Here is a 13,074-nt window from a genome sequence, read left to right as displayed (position 1 = left end):
TATTTGCTCATATATAGGAAGGAAGAAGTATTTTTCGTACAATCCATGATGGCATAAGGAGATTATACAACAAGTGAAACATTAAGTGTAGAGTTATAAATGTAAAGTTTAAGTTTAAAGTGTAGAATTTATTGATTTTAGTATATTACTATTTTGTAAAAAAGTATCATAGAGTGTCGATTGATGATTGTATTCTCTCAAATACCTTGTAATAATCTTCTATTTTAAATGGTCCGGCTAGTAGTTCTCTTCCTATGTACAAGGTGCCATCAGGCCTTGATTTTACGGACCATTTTACTAGCATGATTTCACTTTTTAGTATTTCAATAGCAGTTATGCATCTAGGGTGAACACAACTTCCATCGTTTATGTAAGGAAGCTGACCAACTTCAGGTAGCATTGACCTGTGCGTATGCCCTGTTATTAACATACATTTATTTTCTTCAACCCATTTGGTCAAAGAACGCTCAACATTTTCTTTTTTAGTATAGTTTTTTGCCGTACTCGTAGGGTCGTTAAAACCTAAATTGTCAATAGGTCTCCATAAATAGCGCACCAAAAAACGAGATAATTTCCATAGGGCACTGCTCATAATATCTACTTGATGACCATGAGTTAAGAAAATTTCATAGTTTTTGTCACAATGCTTTAAGATCAGCCCTTCATGTAATTCTATATCTTTAAAAAGTTTAATGATTTTTTTATCCCTTTCTCTAAGGAAGTAGTACATATTTTTAGCTATATAATCTCTTTTGTTTTTTACCATATCATGATTACCATAGATAAAATACAGTCTTCCATCTTCATAGTATTTAGACATTAACCAAAATACATCGCTATGTATTCGTATAATATCCTTTAAGCTTCTAAATTTCCATAACTCATCTCCATCGCCGTTTTCAATATAAGTAAATTCATGTTCATAATAGTAGAATAAAGCCGAAAAAAATAAGTTTTGATTTCTATGAAAATCATCAGCCCAGCTACCATCGCCTCTATGAACATCACTCATAATGACAAATCTTGAATTATCATCAAAATCTACTTTTTTTGAGGTATGATAAACTTTTGATACCTCCTTTAATCCATACATCTTTATCCCATCCTATCCTGTTGATTTATATAAAATATATTCAATAAAAACTCATTCAGAACAGGGGAGAAAAGGAATTGCTCTACAGCATATATAGAAAAAAGGAATATCAATTATGTGAATAAATAACTCCTATATTGATGATATAAATAAGGTATAATAGTGTAATGAATAAATATTTTGGAGGTAATATGAAGAAAAAACTATTAGGGATTCTGCTCATTTTCATGACTTTATTCGTTGCTATTGGATGCAGCCTTGATATGGTAATAGAGAATCAAGAAAATAATGTGGAAGATGTTCAAAATGAGCAAGAAGTGGCTGAAGTAGAAGATTCAATTGAAGAAAATCAAGCTTATTACACTGTTGATGATGTAGCCTTATACATAAACACTTATGGCAAATTACCAACTAATTATCTTACGAAATCACAGGCTTCAAAACTCGGGTGGAAGAGTTCTGAAGGTAATCTGTGGGAGGTAACAGAGATGGGCGTAATAGGTGGAGATGTTTTTGGTAATTACGAGGGAATACTACCTGATGAAGAAGGGCGAAAATGGTTTGAGTGTGATGTAAACTATAATGGTGGTTATAGGGGTGCAGAGAGAATTGTTTATTCTAATGATGGGCTAATATATTATACGAGTGACCATTATGAAAGCTTTACTCAATTATATTAAAATGTGTAGGGAGATAATATGAAGACAATCCTATTAGATGGGAAAAAAATGAATACGAAAGAAGAAGCTCATGAGTATATATCAAAGACTCTTGCTTTTCCAGACTATTATGGTAAAAATTTAGATGCTCTATGGGATATGCTGAGCACTTATGATGAGCCAATTCACATTGTTTTTAAGAATACACAAACTCTTAAAAGCAATCCTGATGAGTATGGCAACAAAATATTAAAAGTATTTCTAGATGCAAAAGAAAATAATGATAATATATCTATTGAAATGGAAGATTGAGTATAAAAAGAGTTTATAATGAAATTAAAGGAGTACAGATTATTGGATTATAAAATAGGTATGAGAACCTATAAAACTTCTCTTGCTGTTTTTATCTGTATAATAGTATATCAAATAGCTCATTGGGAAAATCCTTTCTTTGCAGTTATTGGAGCCATACTGTCCATGGAGACATCTATTATCAGCTCTTTTAAAGTAGGTAGAGATCGGTTAATGGGAACTGCTCTAGGGGCTATAGTAGGTTTAGGCTTTACATTAATTAGCCCTAGAGATGCACTCTTAAGTGCTTTAGGAATGATTATCATCATTACAATCTGCAATATATTTCATTGGAATAAGTCCATATCTATTGCTGGAGTTGTATTTATTTCTATCATGTTTAATATAGGCGGATTACAAGCTATACAGTACAGTATAAATCGTATTTTGGATACCTCTATAGGTATTCTTATTGGATTGGCAATAAACTTCTTAATTGCACCTTATAATTTTGAAAACAGCATTCAGAGACAATTAAGTTCTCTTAATAAAGAATTTAATATGCTCATTGAAGGGTATATCTGTACTTATGTAAAAGAGAATTCATGTCCGAAAGACTGTTGTAAATTAATAAATCGTTGTATAGGGACTATAAGTGATGGCCTTAATCAATTAAAAGGTGAATTAAAAGAGTATTTGAATGAAATCAAGGTTCAACAGGCCAATCAGCAAAGAGTACAGGATATTATTGTTACTCTGGAAATAATACAGGAGACTTATTCTCATTTCAAGGTAATAGCTCCTATTGTATGTGAGAGAAAAGTAAATGAATTAAATTTTAAGAAATTAGAGTCCCTTGGCTTTGTCGTTCATAGATACTACTGTAACGAAAACCTAAATTCCTTAGATATGATCTACAATTACCATTTAGGAATCATCTTAGAAAATATAGAGTTGTTAGATAATTAAAAGAAGAAAGAATGTTTCATAGATCCTTTCTTCTTTTATATTACAACAATCCTTATAATTAATAATAAATATCATAACAAATCTTATCATAAATGATATTTAATATAATAATTCCTTATTTTTAATTTAAACAACACTAAATCCTAAATAATTACCATACTTTTCTAATTAAGATAATATAATTATGATACATATATCATTTGAATTTAGACATAATAAGTTTATAAAGTAGTGCAGAGAACTTTAAAATAATGATTTTTATAGGAAGCGAATATTGAAAATCGAAAGGTATAGGGGTTGATTTAAGATGAAATACTTAAAGTACCACGAACCAGAGATTGTAAATATTTTAGGCATTCCGACAACTATGGGCTTTAAACTTTGGCCGAAGTTTATACGGGGTGTTAGGTAGTATATAAAAATCTATTAGGGGAGCTTTTTTGAGGTAAACTATAATAGAATGCCATTAGGCGCTAGTTGGTAATATCTCATACACTACTTTATAGCAGGGAGTAATATCCCTGCTTTTATTTTGATTATTCACGTAAACTTATAAATTCATTGACGTAGAAGTTTCTTGATTCTTTCTGTTTTGATTTAACAATTTCTTCAATTTCCTCATAGTCGTTTATAAGTAAATCAACCACATTTCCATCAATTTTCTTGTTTTTTACTTCTTCTAGCAGAATCTTTATTACTTGATGTTTATTCATACCTAATCTATAGGGGCGATCCTCAGTAATAGCTGTGAAGATATCTGCAATGGTCATGATTCTAGCACCAAGTCCAATCTCATGTTGCTTGCAGCAAAAGGGGTATCCGCTCCCGTCTAGTTTTTCATGATGATAAGCTGCTGTTTGTGCAATTTGCTCTAATCCACCTATCATGCGTATCGTATGATACGTAAAATAGGTATGACTTTTCATAATAGCGTATTCATTAGAGGTCAGTTTGCCTTCTTTTTCTATGATGGAATTAGGTATGATTAATTTACCAATATCATGTAAATAACCTGCAATAGTTATTTGGTCAATTTCAAGATCAGTCAAGCCAAACTTCTCTGATAGTACCTTAGCACATTGTGCTACTCCAGTAGTATGGGTAGCCGTAAAAGGTGATTTAAAGTCGATAGCGCTTTTATACATTTCTGAGATGTGCATAATATCTTCCATATCGATAAATTGATTTCGGTAAGGACCATTTTGTTGTAAAAACGTAAATAATTTATTCGATACCAAATCCAACCAAAATTCCTCACGTTCACTTGTCTCAAGGAAGGATTTTATAATACTAGGATGAATAATATATTGCTCTATTTTTTTTATATGATTTCTAATGTCCTTGTATTGAAGAAGGATGTGTTGGGAACGATCTACGAGTCTCTCTACATAATCTGCAAGATTAACTACTTGAGCTGAAAATACATCAATATGATCTATAGAGTTTTCCATATCTTTATAATTAGTATGGTGATAACGAACAGCTTTAGAGATGTTTTTAAACCAAGGGGTTTGATTTAACAATAATTCGCCTCGGTAAGCATGAACTTGTAATGCTTCATTATGTGTGGGCATTTCTTTGAAATTATGTAATTCTGTTTTTTCTTCAACGGATATTGCCCCTACATCGTGTAGTAAAGCAGCTGCAAAAATGTTCTCAATTGTCTTTTGGCTGGCTCCTGAATAATTAGCAATTTCTACAGCTATAAATGCAGTGCGAAATTGATGATGGGATATTTTAGGGTTTGCAATATCCGTAATATCAGAAAGTGATAATAGAAGATTTCCTAGGTTTACTGAAACATGTCTTTGCATATACTCCTCCTAAATATTGATATATTTATATTACCATATCTCTTTCATTGTGGAAAATAATACTATTAAATTGTGCTTATTTTACTTTGATATCTGAAGATATTATTTAAAGATTTTGAATTAAAAAGCTAAGAGAAAGATGTTTCGATAAATTATAGATCCAATTACGATTATATAAAATGTAACGAAATTACCTAAATCACCATAATGTGTAATAGATGCATTATCATTTAGGAGGTGACGTATGGGTATTGATTTATTAACAATACACTGGATCTATCTTATTTTCATTCTACTGATTATTGTCTTTATGATTTGCAAGAAAGATACGAGTCTTATCTGCATTCTAGGGATATTTGTTCTTGGTGTCGTTGGAACTTCAGATTTTTCTGTTGCTGTTATGGGTGTATTTAATTCTTTTGTTTTTGCCACAGAAGAGCTTATGGGTACCATCTTAATTATATCCGTAATTACTGGTATGAGTAATATACTCTTAATATCAGGTATCAATGAGACGATGATTTATCCTTTTACAAAAATAATTCGAACCCCTTCTCTTGCTTATTGGATCATTGGGATATTAATGATGATTTTATCTTGGTTTTTCTGGCCTTCACCTGCAGTTGCTTTAATGGGGGCAGTACTGTTACCAATTGCATTAAAAGTAGGATTGCCAAGAATTGGTGTGGCAATGGCAATGAATTTATTTGGCCATGGTATTGCCTTAGCCAGTGACTTAATTATTCAAGGAGCGCCAAAAATTACCGCAGATGCAGCAGGTATTCCTGTCAGTGATGTTGTTTCTGCAAGTATTCCTCTAAATATTGTCATGGGTGTGGTCACTACAATTACTGCTTTTTACTTCTTAAGAAAGGATATGAAAAATGGTACTTTGTTTGAGGAAGAACGAGCAGTAGAAGATATTGAAGATAAAGATTGCATAGAGAAAAATAAGTATAAATTTTCAAAAGGTACTAGAATATTCTTTGCAATCGTAATCCCACTATTTTTTGCTGCAGATATTGTAATCATGTACATAAAAAAATTACAAGGTGGAGATGCTACAGCATTAATTGGTGGTACTGCTTGTTTTGTTTTAGTAATGATTTCTGTTTTGACTTATAGAGAAAAAGGTCTTGAAAAAATCACTTCACATCTAATAGAAGGATTTCAATTTGGCTTTAAAATATTTGGTGCAGTAATCCCTATAGCAGCTTTCTTTTATCTAGGAGATGCTGCATTTGGTCAAATCTTTGGGGAAGTACTACCAGCAAATTCTCAAGGGATTGTAAATGATATAGGAATTGCCTTAGCAAAAGCGGTTCCAATTAATCAAGGAGTTGCAGCTATAACTTTAACAACTGTTGGTGCTATAACTGGTTTAGATGGTTCTGGATTTTCAGGAATATCTCTTGCAGGATCTATTGCAAAATTATTCTCAATGGCATTAGGCTCTGGTATTGCAACTTTAACCGCGCTTGGTCAAATAGCAGCTATATGGGTTGGTGGGGGAACTATCGTTCCTTGGGCAGTTATCCCAGTAGCAGCTATATGTGGTATCGATGCATTTGAACTTGCCAGACGAAATATGAAGCCAGTACTAATAGGTTTAATTGTGACAACGATTGTGGGAATGTTCTTAATATAGAAAAAATCACGAGTAGCTAGCATTAGGGTATTCTTTTAAGGTTAAAATCCTTTACTAGAGCTGTAGGATGGCTAGGGTAGGATTGAGAATCAAAAGTAGGACTTTCGTATCAAACAAAAAAGCTCTTAAAAGAGAGCTTTTTTGCTACTTACTGCAAAACGTAGACAATAAAAGAATAGTTTAACTACTGTTTAACCATAGTTCATCTATTGTTACTCTACGCTATTTGATGTATTATAAAGAAGTAAAACATTAAATATTATGTAGAAAGAATCCATATAAAGGAGACCATATGAATATTCAAGAAATCGTAAAGGTTTTTGAAAATAAGAAGAGTAAGCCTTTTGATATAGAAAATTATTTTTCCGTTCTCGTTCCTATTATTCAAGTAAAGGGTGAACTCCACCTGCTCTTTCAAGTTCGATCTAATCGCATTCGAAGGCAACCAGGAGAAATTTCCTTTCCTGGAGGAAAAATCGAAAGAGATGAAACGCCTAAAGAAGCGTGTATACGTGAAACTTATGAAGAAATGGGGATTTGTGAAGAACAAATTGAGATTATCGGACAGCTTGATCACTTATTGAATCACACAAACGATATGATTTATCCTTTTGTAGGGATACTTGATAAAGTCTGCGTAGAAAATATTGATTTTAGCAAAGACGAAGTAGAAGAAATTTTTACTGTACCATTGCAGTACTTTATGGATCATAAGCCAGAAGTTTATGATATGTCTTATAAAGTAGCAGAGGATAATTCTTTTCCATTTCATAAAATAAAAAATGGTCCAGTGTACCAAAACAGAATTATGACCTATCCTGTTTACTTTTATGAATACGAAAAGTATATTATATGGGGACTAACTGCTAAAATAACGAGAAATTTTATAAGAGAATTAATTAAAAGCAATAGCTTAAAATAATAGTACATAATTAAGTTCTATTTTGATGTATAAGTTTTAGGAAAGATATGTGAATATATAAACAAATTAATTGTTATTATCATTTATATATGCTATACTCAAATTACAATATTGGTGAGTGATTTAGATAGAGTTTATTCTCATTCTAGTTACAAACCTTATAAAAACTGTATAAAAACTGCGTACTGACTACATGAGGGTTCGTCCCAAATGAGAAGGCGAGAGATGAATTGTATATCTGGGGGTATCCCCTGCTTTTTTCGTGTTCTCAACCCTGTACGCATGCGTACAGGGTTTCTTCTCGTGTAATGGGAAAGTCCTACTTAGATTTAGCTATTATTTTAGTCATCATTAATAACCAAAAATGTTTTACTTAGAACTCAAACCAGATACGCTATTTATTATTACTTTAATAAATAATTGAAAGGAAGGAATACTATGGAATCTCGTATTGCACTTATTGGTATTATTGTAGAAGAAAAAGATTCTGTTGAAAGATTAAACACAGTTCTTCACGAATATGGAGAATATGTGGTTGGAAGGATGGGAATCCCTTATCATAAGCGTCAGGTTTCCGTTATTAGCATTGTTATTGATGCACCAAGTGATGTCATTAGTGCCCTTTCAGGGAAATTAGGTATGATACCCCATGTTAGCGTTAAGACTGTTTATTCAAAATTGTCACATTAACCTTAGGAGGAAATATGTTTGAGTTAATTGATCAACTTGAAAAGAATCAGATACTATCTAAAGAGGAGCTATCTCATCTATTAAATCATTACGATTCAGAGATGAGCCAATACTTATTTGCAAAAGCCAGAGCTGTATCCCAAAAATACTATGGGAATACCGTTTTTCGGCGTGGCTTAATTGAATTTACAAATTACTGCAAAAACGATTGTTATTATTGCGGCATCAGAGCAAGCAATAGGCAAGCTGTTCGTTACCGATTGAGTAAAGAAGAAATTCTAAGTTGTTGTGATACTGGATATAATCTTGGATTTCGCACTTTTGTCCTTCAAGGCGGAGAGGATTTACATTACTCCGATGAGGAAATTTGTTCGATTATCTTATCTATAAAGGAGAAATTCCCTGAGTGTGCAGTAACCTTATCAATAGGCGAAAAATCCTATGAGTCTTATAAAAAGTATTTTGAAAGTGGTGCGGACAGGTATTTGCTTAGACACGAAACTTCTAATCCAGACCATTACAACAAATTACATCCTACAAACTTAACCATTTCAAAGAGGAAAAAATGTTTAGAAGACTTAAAGAATATTGGTTATCAAGTAGGAACGGGATTTATGGTAGGTTCGCCTTATCAAAGAACAGAAGATATCGTAGAGGATTTACTCTTTATCAAAGAGTTTTCACCAGCAATGATTGGCGTCGGACCTTTTATTCCTCATCACCAAACGCCGTTTGCCAAAGAGATGGCTGGTACTTTAGAACTTACCCTTTTTGTTATTGGACTGCTTAGATTGATGAATCCTAATGCCTTAATACCAGCTACCACAGCATTAGGCACTATAGACCCTAATGGTCGAGAACTAGGAATATTATCTGGAGCAAATGTAGTTATGCCAAATTTATCTCCAGTGACCGTAAGAAAAAATTACGAACTATATGATAATAAAATATGCACAGGAGACGAAGCAGCAGAATGCAAGGTTTGTCTAGACAGTCGAATGAATCGTATTGGTTATGAAATTGTAGTAGACAGAGGAGATTTTGTTGAAATTTAGAGGAGGTATTACCCATTATGTATAATGTAAAATCAAAAAAGGCTACAGAGTTTATTGATGACGGAGAAATTCAAAGCACCATCGCTTATGCTCGAGAAAACAAAAGCAATAAAGAGCTCATTGGAAGCATAATAGACAAGGCAAAGGAATGTAAGGGCCTTAGTCATCGAGAAGCAGCTGTACTTTTAGAGTGTGATTTAGAAGAAGAAAATCAAGAGATAATGTTGCTAGCAAAAGAAATTAAGCAAAAAATATACGGAAATCGAATCGTTATGTTTGCTCCTCTATACCTTTCAAATTACTGTGTTAACGGCTGTGTATACTGCCCTTATCATCAAGAGAATAAGAGCATCGCTCGAAAGAAACTCTCGCAAGAAGATATTGCAAAAGAAGTTGTGGCTTTGCAAGATATGGGTCATAAAAGATTAGCACTAGAAGCAGGAGAAGACCCAGTTAACAATCCAATAGAGTATATACTAGAAAGCATAAAGACCATATATAGCATTAAACATAAAAATGGGGATATCCGCCGAGTTAATGTAAATATTGCAGCTACTACTGTAGAAAACTACCGAAAATTAAAAGACGCAGGTATTGGAACTTATATCTTATTTCAGGAGACTTATAATAAAAAATCTTACGAAGAATTACATCCAGTAGGACCAAAACATGATTACGCATATCATACAGAGGCAATGGACCGAGCTATGGAGGGCGGCATTGATGATGTAGGATTAGGAGTATTGTTTGGACTTGAAACTTACCGCTATGATTTTATTGGCTTATTAATGCACGCAGAGCATTTAGAATCTGCTATGGGAGTAGGACCTCATACGATTAGTGTTCCACGAATTTGCCCAGCAGATGATATTAAAAAAGAAGATTTTACAAATGCTATTTCAGATGATATCTTTTCAAAAATCGTAGCGGTAATTCGAATTGCCGTTCCATATACGGGCATGATTATCTCTACTAGAGAGTCTCAAAAATCACGTGAAAGAGTTTTAGAACTGGGTATCACTCAAATCAGTGGAGGATCTAGCACAAGTGTTGGAGGGTATGTAGAAAAAGAGCCTGAAGATGAAAATTCTGCTCAATTTGATTTAAGCGATACAAGATCTTTGGATGAAATCGTAAATTGGCTTGTTACTTTAGGTTATGTACCTTCTTTCTGTACAGCATGTTATAGAGAGGGTCGTACTGGGGACAGATTTATGAGCTTAGTAAAATCAGGTCAAATAGCAAATTGCTGCCAACCGAATTCTCTTATTACATTAAAAGAGTACTTAGAAGATTATGCTTCTAAGGATACGAAGGAAAAAGGCGAGGCTATTATAGCTAAAGAGTTTAAACATATAGAGAAGGAAACAGTACGAGATATTGCATGGAATTATTTAAAAGAAATTGAAGATGGAAAACGAGATTTTAGATTTTAGTAGGAGGATAAAAGAATGGGACTTATGGATACGCCTAGAGCCAATCAATTGCACATAGGAATAATGGGAAAAAGAAATAGTGGAAAGTCTACTTTATTAAACGCTTTGACAAATCAAGAAGTTGCACTGGTGTCAAATATTGCAGGCACTACTACAGATCCTGTGTATAAATCCATGGAAATCCACCCAATAGGTCCCTGTGTATTTATCGATACGGCAGGATTTGATGATATTGGTCAATTAGGTTCTATGCGGGTGGAAAAAACCAAACAAGCTATGGAAAAAATGGATATTGCCCTTATGCTCTTTAACAATGTAAACATGGATGAAGAAATAAGATGGATTCAAGAATTAAGAAAGAAAAAAATATCTGTTATTCCTATTATCAATAAATCTGATGTTTTAGATGATCTAGATGAATTGTCTTCCCTGGTAAAATCAGAGTGTAAACATTCGCCTATTGTGGTCAGTGCCAAAGAAAAAAGAGGCATAAAAGAATTAAAAGAAGAAATCTTGCGTCAGTTGCCAGAAAATTATGAAGTCCAGAGCATCACTGGAAGACTGGCAAAAGAAGGAGATGTGATACTATTAGTCATGCCTCAGGATATTCAAGCCCCAAAGGGACGACTTATTTTACCTCAAGTGCAGACTATAAGAGATCTTTTAGACAAAAAATGCCTTGTCTTAAATGCTACTGTAGACAATCTAGACCAAGCCTTAAGTAGCTTGGCTTCTCCACCAAATTTAATTATTACCGATTCGCAAGTCTTTCCTATTGTATACGAGAAAAAGCCAGAGTCTAGCAAATTGACTTCTTTTTCTGTGCTCTTTGCCAATTATAAAGGAGATTTAGATTACTTTATAAAGTGTGCAAGCGCTATTGACCGTTTAACTGAAAACTCAAAAGTCCTTATTGCAGAAGCTTGTACTCATTCTCCTCTAACAGAAGATATAGGGCGGGAAAAAATCCCCAAAATGCTTCGAAAGAAAGTAGGGGAGAACTTAAAAGTTGACATCGTTAGTGGTACAGATTTTCACGAAGATCTATCCTCTTATGATCTAATCATTCATTGTGGAGGGTGTATGTTTAACCGGAAATACGTCACTAGTCGTGTAGACAAAGCTAAAAACCAACAGGTCCCTATGAGCAATTACGGTGTGGTCTTAGCTTATTTATCTGGGATACTGGATAAAATTGATTTGTAATAAGGTGGTCAGCAAAACCCTTTCGCCTTTGGCGAGTATGTAAAAACCTATTAACTAGATAATATGTAATATATTATTTTGCATTTTGTTCTTATTATCCTTAGTCTGTAGGGGCGAACTTTGTTCGCCCTTGCTTTAATTGTAGCAGTATCAAATTAACGAAAAAAGCTAGAGAAAGCCTCGCCTATATGCGAGAGAATCCTTTTTCCGCATTCCGCATTCAGCTAAAAACTGAAAACGTTACAATATTGTTTTTAAACCTCAAGAAGAGTACGATAATGTTATATTAATATTTGAGGTGATATTCATTAACGCATTATTAGATTATCATACACATACAACACATTCTTGGGATGCAAAGAATACTGTGGGGGAGATGTGCCAAAGTGCCGTAGATAAGGGCATTACCGAAATTTGCTTTACTGAGCATTTTGCACTGAGAGAGGGAGACCCCTGCTGTGATTATATCGATTTTGAACAGTATTCAAGAGATATCGAATTCGCAAAAGATGTATTTCAAGGCAGGCTCATTGTCAAGAAGGGATTAGAAATTGGCGAGCCCCATTATAAAAGGGATGAGATCAACTCTCGAATTAAAGGCCAGGATCTAGATTTTATTATCGGATCTGTTCATTCTATAGATGGAGTAGATTTGAAAGATTATATCATCCATAGGGATCAAATATCAAGTTACAGAGGTTATTTTGAAGAGCTTTTAGAGACCGTCTCAGTTGGAGATTTAGATGTGATTGGACATTTTGATTTACTTAGAAGATATGCTTTCGATTCTAGCGGCAGATATCGACACGCAGATTTTCAAGAGCTCATCTACGAAATATTAAAGAAGGCCGTTTCGAGGAATATTGGACTTGAAGTCAATACATCAGGATTTCGCTCAAGCTCAACAGAAATTTTTCCGTCAAGAGCCATTTTAAAAGAATACAGAGACCTAAAGGGAGAAATCCTTACTGTTGGCTCAGATTCTCATTTGACGGATACTATAGGCTATAATATAGGCTCTGTATATTTAATGCTAAAGCAGATAGGATTTAAATCAGTATTCTCTTTTGAAAAAAGAAAACCAAAAGCTGTTGAATTGTAAGTATACAAGAAGAGCGCCTTCGGCGCATTAGTCGCTAGTCATTAGTCTTTAGTCATTAGCATTAGGGTATTCCTTTTAGGTCAAGATCCTTCGCTTGCGCTCAGGATGACTAGGAAGGAGCCAATGTTAAAAGTAGGACTTTCCTATTACATAAAAAGAGATCACCAATGGTGACCTTTTACGGAACGG

At 33.6% G+C, this 13,074-nt stretch carries 12 protein-coding genes; 10 read left to right on the top strand and 2 right to left on the bottom strand.

Features of this window, described 5'->3' with window-relative positions:
- Positions 1-166: 166 nt before the first annotated feature.
- Complete coding sequence (locus tag DES36_RS04870) at positions 167-1,093, bottom strand: metallophosphoesterase (protein WP_113920102.1); 927 nt, start codon at positions 1,091-1,093, stop codon at positions 167-169.
- 191 nt (positions 1,094-1,284) lie between these two features.
- Between DES36_RS04870 and DES36_RS04865 the strand changes: the two genes are divergently transcribed.
- The 3 genes from DES36_RS04865 to DES36_RS04855 are packed head-to-tail and all read left to right on the top strand — an operon-like array spanning position 1,285 to position 3,012.
- Entirely contained in the window at positions 1,285-1,773 is a 489-nt protein-coding gene (locus DES36_RS04865) for a ribonuclease domain-containing protein (RefSeq protein WP_113920101.1), read from the top strand.
- Between the two features lie 18 nt (positions 1,774-1,791).
- Entirely contained in the window at positions 1,792-2,064 is a 273-nt protein-coding gene (locus DES36_RS04860) for a barstar family protein (RefSeq protein ID WP_113920100.1), read from the top strand.
- Positions 2,065-2,082: 18 nt separating this feature from the next.
- A complete protein-coding gene (locus DES36_RS04855) occupies positions 2,083-3,012 on the top strand; it encodes an FUSC family protein (RefSeq protein ID WP_113920099.1) in 930 nt (309 codons plus the stop codon).
- A 536-nt stretch (positions 3,013-3,548) separates the two neighbouring features.
- Here the strand turns inward: DES36_RS04855 and DES36_RS04850 are convergent.
- Positions 3,549-4,826 carry an HD-GYP domain-containing protein gene (locus DES36_RS04850; RefSeq protein WP_113920098.1) on the bottom strand — a complete coding sequence of 426 codons (1,278 nt, stop codon included), beginning with the start codon at positions 4,824-4,826 and terminating at the stop codon, positions 3,549-3,551.
- Between the two features lie 244 nt (positions 4,827-5,070).
- Here DES36_RS04850 and DES36_RS04845 point away from each other — a divergent pair, with 244 nt between their 5' ends.
- From DES36_RS04845 to DES36_RS04815, 7 genes are all read left to right on the top strand, one after another.
- Positions 5,071-6,474 (top strand): hypothetical protein, encoded by a 1,404-nt coding sequence (locus tag DES36_RS04845; RefSeq protein WP_113920097.1) that lies wholly within the window; start codon positions 5,071-5,073, stop codon positions 6,472-6,474.
- Between the two features lie 292 nt (positions 6,475-6,766).
- Positions 6,767-7,396: an NUDIX hydrolase gene (locus DES36_RS04840; RefSeq protein WP_113920096.1), complete on the top strand. Its 630-nt coding sequence runs from the start codon at positions 6,767-6,769 to the stop codon at positions 7,394-7,396.
- A 438-nt stretch (positions 7,397-7,834) separates the two neighbouring features.
- Positions 7,835-8,086 (top strand): TM1266 family iron-only hydrogenase system putative regulator, encoded by a 252-nt coding sequence (locus DES36_RS04835; protein WP_113920095.1) that lies wholly within the window; start codon positions 7,835-7,837, stop codon positions 8,084-8,086.
- A 14-nt stretch (positions 8,087-8,100) separates the two neighbouring features.
- On the top strand, positions 8,101-9,141 hold the full coding sequence (hydE, locus tag DES36_RS04830; protein WP_113920094.1) for a [FeFe] hydrogenase H-cluster radical SAM maturase HydE: 1,041 nt from the start codon (positions 8,101-8,103) through the stop codon (positions 9,139-9,141).
- Between the two features lie 17 nt (positions 9,142-9,158).
- Positions 9,159-10,577, top strand: a complete 1,419-nt coding sequence (hydG, locus tag DES36_RS04825) for a [FeFe] hydrogenase H-cluster radical SAM maturase HydG (protein WP_113920093.1) — start codon at positions 9,159-9,161, stop codon at positions 10,575-10,577.
- Positions 10,578-10,592: 15 nt separating this feature from the next.
- Positions 10,593-11,783, top strand: coding sequence for a [FeFe] hydrogenase H-cluster maturation GTPase HydF (hydF, locus tag DES36_RS04820; RefSeq protein WP_113920092.1), 1,191 nt, complete (start codon positions 10,593-10,595; stop codon positions 11,781-11,783).
- Positions 11,784-12,081: 298 nt separating this feature from the next.
- Positions 12,082-12,885: a histidinol-phosphatase HisJ family protein gene (locus DES36_RS04815; RefSeq protein ID WP_170128179.1), complete on the top strand. Its 804-nt coding sequence runs from the start codon at positions 12,082-12,084 to the stop codon at positions 12,883-12,885.
- The last annotated feature ends 189 nt before the right edge of the window (positions 12,886-13,074 follow it).

This window comes from Alkalibaculum bacchi, assembly GCF_003317055.1.
Lineage (GTDB): Bacteria > Bacillota > Clostridia > Eubacteriales > Alkalibacteraceae > Alkalibaculum > Alkalibaculum bacchi.
This window is presented reverse-complemented; position numbering and strand designations above follow the sequence as displayed.